This is a genomic window from Pseudoalteromonas sp. AOP31-A2-14 (assembly GCF_052378035.1).
In the GTDB taxonomy this organism is placed as follows: Bacteria; Pseudomonadota; Gammaproteobacteria; order Enterobacterales; family Alteromonadaceae; genus Pseudoalteromonas.
Genome location: NZ_JBQSXI010000001.1, coordinates 3,382,129 through 3,398,294, shown reverse-complemented (window position 1 = coordinate 3,398,294; position 16,166 = coordinate 3,382,129). Strand labels below are relative to the sequence as shown.

Below are 16,166 nucleotides of genomic sequence, written 5' to 3'. Positions count from 1 at the left end.
TCCTTTTAAAATTTCCCGTCTCGTACATCAATTTTACCCGTTACGGCGGCTGAAATAAGGGCCGTTTTTCGCTCCTTTAATAGCTCAATTTGCAGGTTCGCCTTGTCTTCAAGTTCTGCGAAGATGCAGTGCATTTTTTCTATTTCCTGAACAATCGCATTCTGTTCTTCTTTCGACGGCATAGGCATCATAATTCGCCCAAGCTCCTCAAAATAAAGCCGCAACCTCATTTCCATTATTCCACGAGACCATCGTTTAAACTCATTTTGAGTAAATTTTTGTCTAAACAAATAATGGTAGAATTTTGGATTTATATCTTTCGTTTTTCGTAATATGTCATATGCAGGGCTTGTTACACCATCATAGTCTGAGTAACCAATTGCTCCCATCCAAGCAAGAAGCTTATTTACAATGATATCGCCTTTCCTAACAGCCCAGTATCCGTCCGTATTGCTGGCTTTATTACCTTTTTGCTCTAAGTCTTTACGAGGAGCTACACCAATAGCAGTATAGACAGATAGTAATTCTTGGCCGTGGTTTTTTATGGAAGGCTCTGTTACTAATCTAAAGAAGCGTTTTGTTGGTAAAACTTCCCAATGCTCTGGCACTTCACCTAACCATTCTACGCCTGAGTCGCGCATTGGGGCATTGGGGTTTAGCCCTTTAGTCACTGCGTGAGAAATCACCGCTTGGCGTTTTTCTTTTAACAGCTCAATTAGCTTTTCTTGCTTAGCGATTAAGGTGTCGATTTTAGCGGTTTCGTGATCGAGGAAATTGGCAATTTTTTGTTGTTCTTGAATTGTTGGAACTGCAGAATAGTAGCCAACCATACCTGTATCACTAATATTTGGTTGTGCTCCACCAAATGCTGTTAAAGAAATATAAGACTGATATCCAAGGCTGTTCAACACATACCAAAAAAACTGGTAATTAAGTTTATTTTTATTGCACTTAAATGCCCCAACCCTTTGATTTAATAAGGCGGTTTCATCTTCCAAATACCAGCCAGCTTTTCCAATGGTAGCTCCTGTCATAGCCATCAATAGATCACCTTTATTGACTAAATATTCAGAAAATTGGGTTGAGTTATTAGTATCAATATACTTACAATTTTTGACGGATACACTACCATCTTGTTTGATATCACCAATACGAATAACAGGTTTTCCTGAGTCTTTAAAAGATTCACTGCTAAAAGCATAACCTCCTTTAACGAATGAATATCTTTTTAGTTCAGTAGCAGCCCAATGAGTTGGGATTTTGCCTAACCAATAACTTCCAGAATCCTTGTAATCTGAATATGCCTTATATCGACCTGTCATCACGAATGCACCTCGCTAAGTAGCTGCATAATATCGCTCGATACTTTATCTAAATCCGCATCAATTTCGGTCAATGATCTTGGTGGTACGTATTCATAAAAATGGCGATTAAATGGTATTTCGTAGCCAACTATACCCACTTCACCGTCTTGCTCGTCGGTTTTTTTAGTATCTATCCACGCGTTTGGTACATGGGGTAATACTTCACGGGCAAAATAATCATCAATGGATTCTGTTAGTGGTACGTTCTCGTTATCACGTAAGTCTGGGTTGGCTTCTATTTTGCCTTTAATTTTGCATATTTCGGCTTCATCATCGTGTTCGCTCAAGTGCTTAACAATCAGCTTAAGCTGTGCAGCGCTTAGCTTAACCACTGGTGTTGCTGTTTCTAGCTCGGTAGTTAATGCTTTTAAGAATACGTCGCGAGATAAATACTTGTTATTAAGTGAAGCAAGCGCTGCAAGGATTGTATGTTGAGCATGCTCGTTTAACTTATCCCATGCTTTATCGGTTGTTAAGGCAGTTATGCGTAGCTCATCTTTTGGATAAACCGCCAGTTGTAATGGGCGCTCTACAGTAATACGGCGATAACCAAACGCTTGGTAATCAAATATTTTACTAAAGTCGTTCTCTACAAATTGGCCGTATGTTTTTACAATGGTTTCTATTGCATCTTCTGTTAGTTCTTTACGTTTGCTACCGAGTGATTTGCGCATAGCTGCATAAAATACATTCTCATCATTTCCTTCAACTTCACCGCCACCACTACGGCCTCTGCCGCCTGTTTTAGCGCGCTCTTTTGCCGCATTGATAAGTTGTACTTTACCTTTACGGTTAGCAGGTTTATGACTTGAAAGCACCCACACATACGTTGATATGCCGGTGTTGTAAAACATATCCGTAGGTAGGGCTACAATGGCCTCTAGCAGATCGTTTTCGAGAATATAACGGCGAATTTCACTCTCACCACTACCGGCTCCACCGGTAAACAACGGAGAGCCATTTAAAATAATACCAATGCGCGAGCCACCCTCATGCTGTGGTCGCATTTTGCTAACTAAGTGCATTAAAAACAGTAACGAACCGTCAGATACACGCGGTAAACCCGCACCAAAACGGCCTTCAAAGCCTTTTTCGGTGTGTTCGTCGTTAATTTGTTTTTGTATTTTTTTCCAGTCCACACCAAATGGCGGGTTAGATAACATGTAGTCAAACTTTTCGGTGCGTAGCTGGTCGTTTGATAAGGTATTACCGAGTTTTATGTTATCGACCTTTTGGCCTTTAATAAGCATATCGGCTTTACATATAGCGTATGACTCTGGGTTTAGCTCTTGGCCAAATGCTGAAAGCGATGCTTTATTGTTAAGTTCTAATACGTATTCCATGCCTGATGATAAAAACCCGCCCGTACCCGCTGTTGGGTCGTAAATTGAGCGAACTAAGCCCGATTGCGTAAGCGCATCGTCGTCATTGGTAAACACTAAAGAGGTGGTTAAACGTACAATGTCGCGCGGGGTAAAGTGCTCACCCGCGGTTTCGTTAGAGCTTTCAGCAAAGCGCCTAATTAGCTCTTCAAACACTAAACCCATGCCATAGTTATTAATAACATCTGGGTGTAGGTCGGTTGTAGCAAAGCGTTTAGCTACTTTATAAAGTAGGTCGGCTTCTGCCAACTTATCTAGGGTATTAAAAAAATCAAAATGCTCAAAAATTTCACGCGCATTAGGGCTAAACGACTGAATGTAACTTTCTAGGTTACTGGCTACATCGGTTTCGCCAAGGCGGTTTAAATCCATTTTTGAAGTATTGTAAAAACTAAACTGCGCTGCGTGAGTAAGGAGCTTGTCTTGCGCTTCAATCGGCATGGCTTTTACGGTTTCGTACTTTTCAAGCACAGCAGGTTTAGTGGCTTCAAGCACACACTCTAAACGCCTTAACAGTGTAAAAGGTAGGATTATACGGCCATACTGAGATTGTTTAAAATCACCGCGAAGCAAGTCAGCGACTGACCATAAAAAAGCAGCGGTTGAAGAGAAGTTGTTATCTGTCATTTTGACCCTTTATTATTTTGTTTTCCGTAACTTAACTTACCATATCACTAGATATGCTATTTTTTAAGCAAGATTTAAGGATTATTTACCAGCACTGAAGGCAGTACTTTTTATTAAGGGTATTGTAACCCTTATCGAGTTATATGGTAGAGAAGGTTTGCCAAATTAAGGTAATATCCATAACTAGCAAAGTGCTAGTCTATAAATAAGTCATGGCTTTTAAAACGGAATTAAATTATGAAAAAGGAAGAAGTAGACGCACATGTTAGAAGTGTTGTAGATAAGCTAATTGAGCAAATGCAGGAGAACGTGGGGGAATGGATAGCACCTTGGCATAATGGCTTTTTAGAACCTAAAAATGCCATTACACACCACCTTTTTAGTGGAATGAACGCAACATTACTTTGGGCGTCTACCCTTGATAATGCATTTCAATCGGATGAATGGGCTACACTTAAACAATGGAATACAAAAAAAGCGAAGGTAAAAATTCGCTCAAAGGGAACGCGTTTATTTCGCCCTATTTACGCTAAAAAAAATAACCCTAGTGATGAAGATTATATTATTTATTTAAACCTTATACGGTATTCAACGCTGACCAAGTAAATAAGTACAACCCCGCGCACCCTGATTTATTTGCAGATGATATGCCGATAGATCCAAGTGCTGATAAATTTATAGCTCGATGCAAAGCCAATATTACTCATGGTAATACCGGTGCATTTTACAGAGTACACGAAGATAAAATATACCTGCCATTCCCCACTAATTTTGTAGATAGTTCTCATGGCAGTAAAAAACATAATTATTATGCGACTGCTATTCATGAGTTAATTCATTGGAGTGGTCATGACACTAGAATGAAGCGCAACTTAGCTAACAATAGTACTGAGCAGTATGCGTATGAAGAGCTTGTTGCTGAACTTGGTGCAGCAATTATATGTACGCGGCTTGAAAATACAATTACACCAAGAACAGATCATGCTGCTTATTTAAAGTCTTGGATAAAGCATTTAAAGGATGATTTTCATTACTTATTTAAAGCCGTAGATGATGCAAAAAAAGCAGTACATTTTTTATATGAGTTAACAGGCATTGAAAACGCTGAGGTGGATTGTGAAGATAAAGAGTTTGAACAACTTAATAATAGTGAAGCAGTAGAACCAGAGAAAATAATTCTTACAGGTTTTGTAAGTACGCTAAAAGTTAGTACGTGCTGTAACCATTGCCATGAAAATTATAGTGTTACGTTAACCCGTTATGAAAATTTATCGTTTTGTGAGCAATGCTCAAAACCAAATAAGCATCTTATTGAGTGGTAATTGCGAGCTTTATAATAGCTTTTACACCTAGTGCATGTTAGCTACTAGGTGTAGTGCTGAATAGAGTAATAATTAATATGTGCCTTCAATGAAAAACGGTGGTCGCTATCATCGCATTCACATATCTCCTTTAACTGGCAAAGGCATCTTGTTTTACTCCTTTCATGCGTGCCATAAGCATAAGATTTTTCCATGCAATCAGGGCACGTAGCCATGACAGAACTGATACTTTTCCCATTTTCGTTTATTCTTTCGATTATGCTTATTGTACAATTTATTGTGGTCATTTACTTATTTGTCTCGTTATTTTGACACGAAGTGACCAGTAGCGCGCTACCGGCACCTTTTAATCTTAAATAGCTTATTTAGGCTTTATTTTCAGGACTAGTAATCATAGCCATCTTCCCAGCCACAATGCTCTGACTCTGCTGACCATATGATATCTTGGCAGCCAGAGTAATTATGAATATCACCGGTATCATCATGTTCATAATTTGATGAGTCATCGTAACCATAGCCTGAGTGGTTAGCTACGATGAGTTCATTATCTGGTTTTATAAGCTCTGGGTCGCTGGGGAAACTAGTCGTATTCATGACATTTCCTCCAGAGTGTTACCAGTGCTATAACTCCAAGCATCTTCTTCTGCAAGATTTATAGCTAGCTCTACCATTCTTCCGCCATCATCGTAATCTAAGGCAAAGTCGAAGTGCTCTTGGAATATATCGAAAATCTCGTGAGGCTCTTCTACAAATATATTTGCTCTTGAAAGATTAGCAGCTGCTTCAAAATTAGAACGGAACCAATCCTCGGCCTCAGCTATTGTGACAGCTCCACGGCCTTGATAACTAATAAAAGTCCGCCAATTTAAATAACCGTAGTTGCGAGCAATCTCATCTTGAATCTGTGTTAAAGTTCGCTCACTAATCTTTGACTGTTGTTTGGCTTGTTTTTTAAGTTTGTTGATAAGGGTTTTTGATATTTTGGACATAATACTTCTCCGGTAACGTGCAATCTCATCAAATGTCCACTTAAGTCTGAGCGTGCGCGATGAAGCTTACGTTCAAAATTTTATAAGAATAGACAACCTCGAAAAGTTTTTGCGTGGACAGCAGGCTTCGTCTAAGCCGTTACTTATTTAAGCATAACATTGAGTTAGTTGTATATGGTTTTCTAAACTTTATATTTAAGACATAAATATTGGTTTATAGAAATCGAGCGTATAAATTTCATACCTGCTTTGAACTACACTTAAAAGTAGTAAAAGGGGCTTAAATTATGACTCATCAAGTTATTTGTTTAGCGGTGCAATTACTCAATAAAGAGCAACGCAATGAGCATTACAGATTAGCATTACCTACTTATTGCTTGGTTGAATTTGCCGAAATACTCATTAATGAAGTACACAAGGCTCGTAAACTGCTAGAAGAAAATAATCTTTATGAGGTTGTTGTAAAAACCACGGAGGTAAAATGGTTTTATGAGCTAACCAATCGGTATCATCATTCGATGACTTCATACCTACATGTAACCAGCACAAGAATTGCTTTTTCAGGGCTGTTACCCCCAAATAAAGAGCCTCACTTCATTACCGCATATGTAGATATTGACGATATAGCTCTACCAGAGCGGAATATTAAAAGCGTTATATTAGATAAAAAACGTGTGCCATTAGTCTTATCGTTAATTCGTGAACTTGAAGCTAAACAAGAGACGTTTGAAAAAATCTCCGACTTATACTGGCAGCTTGAAAATATAGTTTCGCCGATTCGAGATTTAGATGACAAGTGCACCAATGTGCTAACGACAGGTCGTGATGAACTGTTATCTGATTTGAATGAAGAATCGAACACGCTAAGTGTACAAACTGAACAGCTAGAACTGGAGGTTGAGCAAATACTTTTAAGAGTCATAATGCGTATTTTTGGTGTGGTTTACGGTGATTTAATTACTAATATTGATACTAAAAATAGAACCGCTAGCTTACGGTTTGAACATGCTTATTACTACGATAAAGAAATTACATTTAGTGGTACAGGCATTACAAAGCAAGGAAAGCTTGGTAAGCGACATCAGTCTTTTAGTATAAAGATTATGGCTGAGCCTGAGTCAATATGAATATTCAAACTTTGCTATCAGAAATCAAACAGGCTAAAAAGCGCAGAGTAATTCTTGATTATCACCCATCACCAGTTAGCGGTGTAGATGTAATGGCAAAAGATTGGAAACCAAGCTTAGTGCTATTACATAGCTTGTTTAAGTCATTTAAAGCAAATAACTGCTCTATTACAATTACCTGGTGGGGACAAATATTCATCATCCCTAAACACAGCCACACTGCGTTTGAGTTGGCAGTTAACTACCAAGTCGCAAAGGTAGATATACCTAAGTTTGATGTTTTAACGAACAAACAGCACTTCATTAGATTGCGCCTTACGACTCCCAAACCTGTTTATACAGTGAGTTTAAAAGCGCATCGCACAAGGACGAAGTGGTATTGCATTCCTTTTGATTTAGAAAAAGGGGCTGCGCTTGAGCTTGCAGCTTCGTTGTATAAAGAGATGTTGATAAAAGTTAAGCGCTATCCCACCCCAGGGTTGGAAGTAAAAAAGCATACCTCATCTAACGCTAATATTGCAGCCATTATTCATTATGGTGCTGCAAAGTTTGGTGTAAGCTCACCATTTTACCGTTTATCTAAAACTATATTAAACCCACTTATAAGTGCTGGGGTTGAATTAATAGAGAGAAGTGTAATCATCAAAAGCTACTACCCTCGCAGAGATACGGAGTTTAGATTGGGTTATAAAGAACATAAATTTTTTAAACTATTTTTACCTAATTAAGGTAAGTAAGCTAAATTTTTTATTGTTGGCATATAGCTCAGACTGTATCAAATTTAAATGCATAATTATTATTTATCAAATAATAGAAGTAAGCAATGTGGCTAATACAATGACCTTAAAAAGTTTCACATGTGAAAGTTTTTCCATATAACGATAAAACTCAAAGCCCACTAAAAATAGTGGGCTTTGTGCGATTTTTTAAATTATTTGGTTATAGGGTTTTCAAATTTATTGATATGATCTTCTAGCTTGTCCAAGGTTTTCAAATTCATTTTGATCATCCTCCGCATTGCACTGAGGTTTGCATTCATAATACGAATTAACTCAAATCCGGCTTCAGTTTGATTTATTATCGGCCGTTCATAATATTGTGCTCGATTAAAAGAAGTTTTTGAATAGCGGTGTTTTAGCTCTCGACAAATATGTTTGCTAAATACTTTATATCCTTCCCCCTCTTCCTTTTTAACAAATGTATTGTAGTACCAGTGCATTTCTAAACTGCTTTTTACCAATCGAACACGGCAGCCATGATGCCAAGGATAGCCAGGAGTGTCTTTAGTGCGATGTGCATGATTATGTAACCAATAATGGTCAGAGCAACGCTGCCCTAGATAGCGAAGCTTGGCCCGTTCTAAATCTAATACTTTCAACATTGATTTTAAAGTACCACGACACTGTGAAAAAGCGGCTACTGTACCAATTATATGGTCTACATTTTCAGCTCTGGCGGCCTTATGCCAACTTGCTATTGCACTATCAGATTTATTAGTCATAAATATTTCCTCATTAAATTATTGTTCAGGAAATTCTATAACTACAGCTAGTTAATTCACGGCTCTGTATTTAACCAATTTGGGCGCGAAGAGCAGTTTTACCAAATAAAATATGAACTATTTAAATACTATAATTGATAAGCTGTACTGAAGGTACGGCAGTTAGCATTCTAAACATCTGCTTTTTGCCTTAGCTCTTTAGCTACTGAAGCTATTAAATGCCGAGAGCAGTTTAATATATCTTGAATATCACTGTAACTATGGCCAGTGGTAAGTAAACTTGCGATATGTTGCCGTTTTTTCATATCCTTTTGACGACCTAAATATTTTCCTTCTAAGCGCGCTTTATTTATCCCTTGAGATTGCCTACGTCGCCGGTCATCATAATCTTTACGTGCTACAGCTGCTAGCATATCTAACATCATAGCGTTCACTGCTAGAAGGATAGAGTCGGTAAAGCCTGTGTTATCTTTTTTCTCTAATGCTAACCAGCTAGTAGGTAGCTCTGGCGATACTATAGATAAACGTTTTGCTGCAAGTTTGTTTTTTAAAACTTCCCAGTCATGCTGTTTCAAACGTGCTAACCGGTCAATTTGTTCTACTAGTACAATGTCACCATTGCTAGAATCATCAATTAAACGCATTAACTCTGGTCTTTGTAATGTGGCGCCTGAAATGTTTTCAACGTAAAAAGTAGCTATGCGTTGATTATGCTGTTTAGCAAACTGAATTAATGACTCTTTGGCCCGCCCTGCATTTTGTTCTTGAGTAGATGCTCTTAAATAAGCCCGAATAAACATGGACAGCTCCTTAGTCTGTTATAGATAGTTCTTTTAATTTGGTCTGTTATAAGTAGTTTTATTGGTTGATATTTAATGGAAGTAGCTGGTTCTTATGAGCTGTACCCATAAGGAACTAAAAAGTCATGTTCGATCTCCATAGTGCAATTCCGCATGTACGGCAAATATGCTGATTATGAATTCCATATTTAGTATTCGCGACAGCCTTTATCCACACAGAGTTTGCACCACAATTATGGCAACCTTTAAATTTACTCCCACCAAAGCTACCGGGGTGAGCTAGCTTGTAATCACTAAAGCTCTGTCCATCAAGAAAAGTGCGCCCAAAAGCTTCTATATCATCTTTAGTATTCTTAATTTTCTCATCTACTGACTTAGAAGATTCATCATGATCTTGTTTAAATTTAAATATTGAAAATATTAGTTGGTATAAAAACTTACAAAATAAGTAGCTAAACCAAATCAGCAGTATAATTGTGAGCCACTCGGCCCCTCCCATAAATAGTAATCCAAATATAGAAAGTACAATGCCTAGTAACTTCAACTTACTTTGCCATGAACGTATTTTTTTACTCATACCTACACTCTATAAAGATAATAAATATTTACTTAAAAACTTATTTTGGAGAAGAGATAATACTTTCTGATACTTTCCATTAGTCATTACAATAAGTTCTGATTTGGTGATCTTAGGAGCTTTAACTGGTAAACCCGTATATGAAATATCTGGGTAGGTAGCAGGATTAAATAACCCATGTGGAATATTATCCCCATCATATAATCTTCTTCGAAGCGTAAGATCAATATAAGCCCCATTGGTTAGTTCAATCCAGCAATGAGGGGTAACGTATCTAGATACAATATTATCTCTAACACAACCAACACGACTTTGATGGAACAAACCAGATTCTCTGAGTAAATGGCTGATCAAAAATGTCATGTGATCACTGTTTAACTTCAGATCTTCAAACTGTAATAGAGCTAGATCAAGTTCATCATTAAAAGGATCCATTATTTTGGCTTCCTAAATATCAATTGCTTACCTTGCTCATATAAAACAGGATAGGAAATGAGTTCACTACTTTGAACAATCTTATTGGGCGGATAATACATAATCATCCATGGAGGCAATGATGCGCTAATAGCTCTATAAAACTCATCCATTGGAAAGTTATTGTCTTTTCCTGTCTGTTTGAATATAAAACGGGAGTAATTTTCTGGGTGAGAGGCAGTTATGCTGTAACTATTCAGTTCACTGTCAATTATGTATTCAGGTGTTTTCCAGTATGTAGGTTCTTGAATATTATAAGCAACAATACAGTTATCCATATTACACCCATATTTTTCGCTTTTAATAGACCACAACATTAAAGGGTAGCCATCTATGGTAGGTGTTTCTATTTCTGAAAGCTTAATTGCAGTCAAACCCATATCAATACTTACTTGCTCAATTGCATGGTCAACTAAATCAATATATTTGTTATATGCTTGCTCTTCTGATTTTACTAATGAAGCAGGCATCCACCCAATTAGACTTGGTCTAGCAGATGGACTATCTGGCGTCATCATTATATCTGTTGCGTTAAATAATAGCGTTTGACTACCGGATAAGTGGCGCAATGGTGCATCAAACGATGTTGCTAAGCTTGCAAAATTAAGAAGTGGAACAAACACCCCTTTGCTATATGAGTTTGTTCCATCTGCTGAATCCCGTAAATCTATATCATAAATATCGCCAGCACGAGCCAAGTTCAATGCCCGTGATTGGCCTGCATTATAATCTCTAGTGAGGGATATACAGCCTATTAAAGTAGTAGTAAGTAACACTGAAGTAATTAATATACGTTTATGCATTATTCTCTCCTCTCGTTTAATAGATGATTACATAACGTAAAGCAAACGCAAGAGAAAAACACAAAATATTTAATCATATCAATAGTTTGCACTTTAGGTACAAACTACCAGGCGGATTAAAGTATAAAGAAAAAGAATAACTTTTTTAGTAAGGTCTTAGTAAAATATTTAGACAAATTAAGAGCGTGATAATCCCACTTTCCCACTTTTCCCAAGTCTTAAAATGAGTTGAAGCTATGAAAGTGAAAATATTATGGGTATTTTTACTTATTTTTACTTATTTTTAAAAAAATTTGCACTCCACCTGAGCTCCAATAAAACCATAAGCAATTGATATTAAATAATTTTGTAGTTTATGTATCGGGAAATAACTAGGTAAACCAAAGGAAAAGCTTCAGAATAAAGTTAAAAGACCTATTTCATTCATTAACTTGATAGCTGTTTTATTTTTCAATCGTTTCATTTAGTTACATAATATAGGTCTTGAACGACCCACCTACTTCCTTAATGTGGGCCAGTATTGGTCCACCTAAGAGTAAACTATTATCAAACTAACCATCGAGAAAATCATCTGATAGCGCTTGTTGCTAACAACAGTGAAGTTTAGTGCTTATGACTTTGTTATTTATGGCTTGATTAGACGATGAAGTTATATTTATTTGTCTCATAGCTCGAAGATGGCATCACCTATTATGAAGCCGATATTAAAATTGACGGAAAAGTATTCGCTAATCAGCCAATTTCCCCTTTATTCAAAACCAGTGTAGATATCCTAACTGGTAAAATATTTTTATAGTAATAACTTAATCCAATTATTGATTGAAATTAGTACTATACAAGAGCCATAGAAGGACAGAAAATGCGTATTTTAGTTTTAATTCCATTAATTGCACTCAGTGGCACCACTTATGCTCTAACACTTGAGCAGTCGGTTGCAGAAGCACTAAATAAAAACCCACGCTTGTTACAAAAATACGCGCACTTCGAGGCTAAGTATCGGGATAAACGAACTGCATTTAGTGATTACTTACCTCAAGTAAGGTTATATGCAGCATATGGTTATGAAAACGTAAATTATAATAACGGAAATAAAATAAACACCGAAATGGCTCGTCGGGAACTCGGTTTACGAATTACTCAAATGCTATTTGATGGTTTTAAAACCTCTTCTAATGTTGCTCGACTTGATTATGAAATGCGAGCAGATCAACAAAGTCTAATTTCTGAAGCTGAAAATATAGGGCTCGAAGTCACACAAGTTTATTTAGATCTACTTAAAGCAAAAGCAATCGTAAAATTACAGCGAGAAAATATTGACGATCACTATGATACTTGGTCAAATATTTTAAAAAGATCGAATAAAGGACTAAGCAGTAAAGCTGATGTAGCACAAGTACAGGCTCGTTTAGCAACGGTGCGGGCAGAATTAATTGCTGCGCAAAATAATGAAATTGATTTAGAAGCTAACTATTACGACCTTGTTGGTGATTATCCACAAATGCTAACTACTCCAAAACCAGATGCTAATTATATCCCTAGAGGCTTAAATACCGCGATTGATTTAGCCATAAAATCACATCCACAGATTAATGCTGCAAACCTTAATATCAATGCAGCGAACGAACAAATAGAACATGATAAAAGCGATTACTGGCCAAAGCTCGCGCTAGAACTTGATGTGAATGATAATCAAAATATAGGCGTCTATCACGGCCCTGATGATGATGCTCGCATAATGTTAACTATGAGCTATGATCTTTACGGTGGTGGTCGTACTAACTCACAAACTGAAGCATCTAAGTGGCGATATCAAGAAGCAACTGCGGTACGTGACACAACAATCCGCCAAGTTAGTGAGAAAACTAAACTGGCTTGGAATGCATATATATTAGTTGGGCAACAAATAGATTTTTATAAAGATAATGTTGATTTTGCAAAAGAAACACAACAAGGTTATAAAAAACAATTTGATTTAGGACATCGTTCATTATTGGATGTGCTGGATTCTAAAGTAGAATTATTTACAGCTCGTCGTAATTATTTAAATGCCGCTTTTGATAAAAGTAAAGCAAGCTATCGTTTAATAAATGCAACAGGTATGTTAGTAGAAGCACTACGTGTCGATACGCCAGAGCCTTGGCGGATAAAGGACGACGAGGAATAATAACAATGAAAAATACTCTATTAGCCACCACTTTAGTCATGCTTACAGCGTGCGTATCAAACCCTGTCATTCATAGCGTAAAGTACCAATCACGTGATCTTTATGACAGCGACAATGATGGTGTCATCAATGCTCGTGACAATTGCGAAGGAACAGACAAGGAAGCAATAACCGATAACGATGGTTGCCCAACTGAAATTTAAACACCACATTCAGCGGTAAAAGTTATAAATTTTAGTCTTAATAAATATTTATTAACCTCTAAAAGTAATTGAACTTGCAGAGGTTAATGAAACAAAACCCACAAACATAGTTATATTTAATCGCCAATGATATAACTAGTAGCCACTTTTAAACTGAAGCCAATAAATATTAACTATTCCTGATCCCAGTAGCTTTAAGAAAATGGCGAATATACGGTAATAAACTAGCTTATCTAGCGTCAATTAACTTGGCCGGTTCCGCGTCAATTATCTTGGCCGGTTGACACCGAATTTTATTTGCTCTTATTGAGCGCTGTTTTGCGTCGGTAACTTTCACCTTCGCAATGAATAATCGTTGCATGATGAACCAAGCGATCTATTGCCGCTACAGTCATCGTTGAATCATCAAATAGTTCATCCCATTGTTCGAATGATTTGTTTGATGTGATGATCATGCTGTGTCGCTCATAGCGATGGGCTATCAATTCAAACAGCACGCTCGTTTCCTGTTCCGTTTTTCGTACGTAACCAACGTCATCAACGATTAATAAGCTGTATTTATCGAGCTTTACAAGTTCGTCTTGCAAGCGTAAATGTCGCTTTGCTTGCTGGAGTTGTTGAACAATCGCTGACGCGGCAACAAACTTAACTTTATGGCCCTGCTCGATAAGGCCATAACCGATACTACTGGCGATATGCGTTTTACCAAGACCACTGGCGCCAAATAGCAATATATTGCCACCGTGCTTCAACCAATCCGGCTGATTTATTAAATCAGCAACAAGGGGCTTACTAACCCCATCAACAAGGGTAAAGTCGAAGCTGCTAAGGTGTTTACCCACGGGCAATTTTGCATCTTTTAAAAGCCGCTGAAGGCGTTTATCATCGCGTGTCGCAAGTTCAATATGGCACAGCTCAGATAAGTATTGCTGTGGGCTCCATTGTTCTTCTATCGCTTTTTTGCCCAGGGTATTCCACTGTTGAAGCATGGTGCTAAGCTTTAATTGTTTCAGCATTAAAGGTAACGAGGCCGTGAAGTTATCCATGTAGACCTCCCGGTATCATGCTGCTATAAGCGCTCAAGCTGTGTTGCTTTATTGTTATTGTGGGTATGTTTGATGCAATCACTAAAAATTGCGCTTCACATTCTCGGATGGCCGGTAATTGTCGCTGAGTAATTGACGCTGCTACAAATCGTCCTAATTGACGTTCGCACCCACTTTGTTTTGCTAAATGGAGCAGTTTTACCATGTAATAGCTCGCTTCATCCGCTAAAAGGTGGGCATTAACGTATTCCCAAATAGCTTTGTAATTGTCGCTTGGAAGTAAGTCGTCACGTAGTTGTGAGTAGCGAAATGCCAATGGTTTTTTAACCAGTGCGTCAATAACATGCAAGTAACTAATATTACGTGCACGGCATCCTTTAGAAGCATAGACACGCGCTAACGTTTGAACTAAATCGCTGCCATAGTGCAGCTCTAAACGGTTGTCATATAAACGAACCAGTAATCGGCTACCAATAAGGCGTGACGGGACGCTATAGGTAACACGTTTCAATGAAATAGTACTCGTACGTGACACCGTTAGATAATGCTCGGTGTAATTGACGCTCATCGTCCGTGGTAAAGCATGTAATTGTCGCTGCTCTACTGCGTATTTATCACTTACACGGCGATTACGGCGAGCTACAATGTCGGCAACAAACGATTCATAGACTTCTCTTGTCTGAAAGTCATAACTACCACGGATTTTTAATGCTTGCTCCAGTTGCGATTTAAGATGCCCATGAGGGCTCTCAATAGCCCCATTTTCATGCGCAATACCGCGGTTATTGCGGGTCGCTTTAAAGCCATAATGGGTGACTAATTCATTAAAGCGCTCTGTAAAATCGTTATCATTAGTGTGATTACGATAGGCGGCACTCAGACTGTCTGTACGCACTTCTTTAGGCACACCGCCGGCTGCTTTAAATGCGTTTTGCACGCCATCAGAAAAAGCAGCAAAGCTTTCACCGCCGTAGATCACTTGGGCGTAAGCCCAGCCACTGGCGGGCATACGATAATGAAACAACATATGCTTTAAGGGTTCACTAGCAATGGTAACGGGTGACTTCACATGTGTAAAATCACACATACCTAATAGGCCATACTCGTGTGTTTGCAGGAATACGACCTCTTTACTTGAGCCATACAGTGCCCGCCATTTATGAATTCGACGCTCTAATGTACGCCGTGAGCTAGGGTTAAATTTGTCGGTGTGAAACTCGCAAAGGTGATCAAAAATTCCCACCGGAGTTAACGTTGCATCACCTTGAAGTAGAGGGACAACAATACTGTCCCAGATAGACTCAAGTGGATCTATACGCGTTCGCCATTGGCGTTTATTAGACAATGGCTGCTCATCCAGTTTATCAATGCGCCTTGCTGAACGTTCTGAAATACCTGCTTTCGCAGCCGCGATAACTTGGCTATTACGTTTTCTATGTTTCATATAAATAGTGACCTGCTGATCAGTGATTCGTGTTCCCGGCACAGTGAACTCCTCCGTTCTGCTGTACCGAACCTTATCAGATCAACCGGCCAAGATAATTGTCGCTAGACCGGCCACCGTAATTGTCGCTTAATACTAGCTTAACCTCTTTAACTTTAATTTAGTCCCAAAAAATTTTACTTTTGCGCTCCCTTTCCCCTAGTAAAACTTACTTATAGACCTTAAAGCACTCATAAAATTAATTATAAAAGCCAAAATATCACCTAAAATTAACCCCATATTCAATACTTATTTTATTAAAATATGATCATTTTAGCGGCTTAATTTACTCTCTAAATCAATG

At 38.0% G+C, this 16,166-nt stretch carries 17 protein-coding genes; 6 read left to right on the top strand and 11 right to left on the bottom strand.

The window, feature by feature from the left end:
* Window positions 1-5: 5 nt before the first annotated feature.
* Complete coding sequence (locus ACT3S9_RS15780) at window positions 6-1,322, bottom strand: restriction endonuclease subunit S (RefSeq protein ID WP_444751113.1); 1,317 nt, start codon at window positions 1,320-1,322, stop codon at window positions 6-8.
* A complete protein-coding gene (locus ACT3S9_RS15775) occupies window positions 1,322-3,373 on the bottom strand; it encodes a type I restriction-modification system subunit M (protein ID WP_444751087.1) in 2,052 nt (683 codons plus the stop codon). Before ACT3S9_RS15775 ends, ACT3S9_RS15780 begins: the two co-directional genes overlap by 1 nt.
* 237 nt (window positions 3,374-3,610) lie before the next feature.
* On the opposite strand from ACT3S9_RS15775, the gene ACT3S9_RS15770 reads away from it, so the two are divergent.
* Window positions 3,611-3,979 carry an ArdC-like ssDNA-binding domain-containing protein gene (locus ACT3S9_RS15770; RefSeq protein ID WP_441994983.1) on the top strand — a complete coding sequence of 123 codons (369 nt, stop codon included), beginning with the start codon at window positions 3,611-3,613 and terminating at the stop codon, window positions 3,977-3,979.
* 41 nt (window positions 3,980-4,020) lie between these two features.
* A complete protein-coding gene (locus ACT3S9_RS15765; RefSeq protein ID WP_441994981.1) occupies window positions 4,021-4,695 on the top strand; it encodes a zincin-like metallopeptidase domain-containing protein in 675 nt (224 codons plus the stop codon).
* A 384-nt stretch (window positions 4,696-5,079) separates the two neighbouring features.
* On the opposite strand, the gene ACT3S9_RS15760 is transcribed toward ACT3S9_RS15765, so the two are convergent.
* Both ACT3S9_RS15760 and ACT3S9_RS15755 read right to left on the bottom strand, forming a co-directional pair.
* A complete protein-coding gene (locus ACT3S9_RS15760; RefSeq protein WP_011328755.1) occupies window positions 5,080-5,289 on the bottom strand; it encodes a hypothetical protein in 210 nt (69 codons plus the stop codon).
* The gene (locus tag ACT3S9_RS15755) at window positions 5,286-5,684 is read right to left on the bottom strand and encodes a hypothetical protein (protein WP_011328756.1); all 399 of its coding nucleotides are present in this window, start codon (window positions 5,682-5,684) and stop codon (window positions 5,286-5,288) included. Before ACT3S9_RS15755 ends, ACT3S9_RS15760 begins: the two co-directional genes overlap by 4 nt.
* Before the next feature lie 287 nt (window positions 5,685-5,971).
* On the opposite strand from ACT3S9_RS15755, the gene ACT3S9_RS15750 reads away from it, so the two are divergent.
* Window positions 5,972-6,811 carry a hypothetical protein gene (locus ACT3S9_RS15750; protein WP_441994978.1) on the top strand — a complete coding sequence of 280 codons (840 nt, stop codon included), beginning with the start codon at window positions 5,972-5,974 and terminating at the stop codon, window positions 6,809-6,811.
* Window positions 6,808-7,539 (top strand): hypothetical protein, encoded by a 732-nt coding sequence (locus ACT3S9_RS15745; protein WP_441994977.1) that lies wholly within the window; start codon window positions 6,808-6,810, stop codon window positions 7,537-7,539. Before ACT3S9_RS15750 ends, ACT3S9_RS15745 begins: the two co-directional genes overlap by 4 nt.
* 203 nt (window positions 7,540-7,742) lie before the next feature.
* Here the strand turns inward: ACT3S9_RS15745 and mobI are convergent, their stop codons facing one another.
* The 5 genes from mobI to ACT3S9_RS15720 all read right to left on the bottom strand — a co-directional run bounded on the left by mobI (window position 7,743) and on the right by ACT3S9_RS15720 (window position 10,966).
* The gene (mobI, locus tag ACT3S9_RS15740) at window positions 7,743-8,312 is read right to left on the bottom strand and encodes a conjugative transfer protein MobI(A/C) (protein ID WP_441994975.1); all 570 of its coding nucleotides are present in this window, start codon (window positions 8,310-8,312) and stop codon (window positions 7,743-7,745) included.
* Window positions 8,313-8,482: 170 nt separating this feature from the next.
* Complete coding sequence (locus ACT3S9_RS15735; protein WP_441994973.1) at window positions 8,483-9,112, bottom strand: recombinase family protein; 630 nt, start codon at window positions 9,110-9,112, stop codon at window positions 8,483-8,485.
* A 115-nt stretch (window positions 9,113-9,227) separates the two neighbouring features.
* The gene (locus tag ACT3S9_RS15730; RefSeq protein WP_138626150.1) at window positions 9,228-9,689 is read right to left on the bottom strand and encodes a hypothetical protein; all 462 of its coding nucleotides are present in this window, start codon (window positions 9,687-9,689) and stop codon (window positions 9,228-9,230) included.
* A gap of 9 nt (window positions 9,690-9,698) precedes the next feature.
* Entirely contained in the window at window positions 9,699-10,124 is a 426-nt protein-coding gene (locus ACT3S9_RS15725) for a hypothetical protein (RefSeq protein ID WP_138626151.1), read from the bottom strand.
* Complete coding sequence (locus ACT3S9_RS15720) at window positions 10,124-10,966, bottom strand: hypothetical protein (RefSeq protein WP_444751086.1); 843 nt, start codon at window positions 10,964-10,966, stop codon at window positions 10,124-10,126. Before ACT3S9_RS15720 ends, ACT3S9_RS15725 begins: the two co-directional genes overlap by 1 nt.
* A gap of 859 nt (window positions 10,967-11,825) precedes the next feature.
* On the opposite strand from ACT3S9_RS15720, the gene ACT3S9_RS15715 reads away from it, so the two are divergent.
* Together ACT3S9_RS15715 and ACT3S9_RS15710 are read left to right on the top strand one after the other, a co-directional pair.
* The gene (locus ACT3S9_RS15715; RefSeq protein ID WP_444751085.1) at window positions 11,826-13,130 is read left to right on the top strand and encodes a TolC family outer membrane protein; all 1,305 of its coding nucleotides are present in this window, start codon (window positions 11,826-11,828) and stop codon (window positions 13,128-13,130) included.
* Window positions 13,131-13,135: 5 nt separating this feature from the next.
* Window positions 13,136-13,333, top strand: a complete 198-nt coding sequence (locus ACT3S9_RS15710) for a hypothetical protein (protein WP_441834675.1) — start codon at window positions 13,136-13,138, stop codon at window positions 13,331-13,333.
* Window positions 13,334-13,626: 293 nt separating this feature from the next.
* Here ACT3S9_RS15710 and istB read toward each other — a convergent pair whose 3' ends face one another.
* Window positions 13,627-14,379 (bottom strand): IS21-like element helper ATPase IstB, encoded by a 753-nt coding sequence (gene istB / locus ACT3S9_RS15705; RefSeq protein ID WP_208835222.1) that lies wholly within the window; start codon window positions 14,377-14,379, stop codon window positions 13,627-13,629.
* The gene (gene istA / locus ACT3S9_RS15700; protein WP_443490040.1) at window positions 14,372-15,865 is read right to left on the bottom strand and encodes an IS21 family transposase; all 1,494 of its coding nucleotides are present in this window, start codon (window positions 15,863-15,865) and stop codon (window positions 14,372-14,374) included. The genes istB and istA overlap by 8 nt, the downstream gene beginning before the upstream one ends.
* Between the last annotated feature and the right edge of the window lie 301 nt (window positions 15,866-16,166).

What these genes read in the sequence shown, in the direction of transcription:
- ACT3S9_RS15730 (WP_138626150.1), bottom strand. Translation starts at nt 9,689, where the DNA reads ATGAGTAAAAAAATACGTTCATGGCAAAGTAAGTTGAAGTTACTAGGC.
- ACT3S9_RS15755 (WP_011328756.1), bottom strand. Translation starts at nt 5,684, where the DNA reads ATGTCCAAAATATCAAAAACCCTTATCAACAAACTTAAAAAACAAGCC.
- ACT3S9_RS15775 (WP_444751087.1), bottom strand. Translation starts at nt 3,373, where the DNA reads ATGACAGATAACAACTTCTCTTCAACCGCTGCTTTTTTATGGTCAGTC.
- ACT3S9_RS15745 (WP_441994977.1), top strand. Translation starts at nt 6,808, where the DNA reads ATGAATATTCAAACTTTGCTATCAGAAATCAAACAGGCTAAAAAGCGC.
- ACT3S9_RS15720 (WP_444751086.1), bottom strand. Translation starts at nt 10,966, where the DNA reads ATGCATAAACGTATATTAATTACTTCAGTGTTACTTACTACTACTTTA.
- mobI (WP_441994975.1), bottom strand. Translation starts at nt 8,312, where the DNA reads ATGACTAATAAATCTGATAGTGCAATAGCAAGTTGGCATAAGGCCGCC.
- ACT3S9_RS15750 (WP_441994978.1), top strand. Translation starts at nt 5,972, where the DNA reads ATGACTCATCAAGTTATTTGTTTAGCGGTGCAATTACTCAATAAAGAG.
- ACT3S9_RS15760 (WP_011328755.1), bottom strand. Translation starts at nt 5,289, where the DNA reads ATGAATACGACTAGTTTCCCCAGCGACCCAGAGCTTATAAAACCAGAT.
- ACT3S9_RS15780 (WP_444751113.1), bottom strand. Translation starts at nt 1,322, where the DNA reads ATGACAGGTCGATATAAGGCATATTCAGATTACAAGGATTCTGGAAGT.
- ACT3S9_RS15735 (WP_441994973.1), bottom strand. Translation starts at nt 9,112, where the DNA reads ATGTTTATTCGGGCTTATTTAAGAGCATCTACTCAAGAACAAAATGCA.
- ACT3S9_RS15710 (WP_441834675.1), top strand. Translation starts at nt 13,136, where the DNA reads ATGAAAAATACTCTATTAGCCACCACTTTAGTCATGCTTACAGCGTGC.
- ACT3S9_RS15725 (WP_138626151.1), bottom strand. Translation starts at nt 10,124, where the DNA reads ATGGATCCTTTTAATGATGAACTTGATCTAGCTCTATTACAGTTTGAA.
- ACT3S9_RS15715 (WP_444751085.1), top strand. Translation starts at nt 11,826, where the DNA reads ATGCGTATTTTAGTTTTAATTCCATTAATTGCACTCAGTGGCACCACT.
- istB (WP_208835222.1), bottom strand. Translation starts at nt 14,379, where the DNA reads ATGGATAACTTCACGGCCTCGTTACCTTTAATGCTGAAACAATTAAAG.
- ACT3S9_RS15765 (WP_441994981.1), top strand. Translation starts at nt 4,021, where the DNA reads ATGCCGATAGATCCAAGTGCTGATAAATTTATAGCTCGATGCAAAGCC.
- ACT3S9_RS15770 (WP_441994983.1), top strand. Translation starts at nt 3,611, where the DNA reads ATGAAAAAGGAAGAAGTAGACGCACATGTTAGAAGTGTTGTAGATAAG.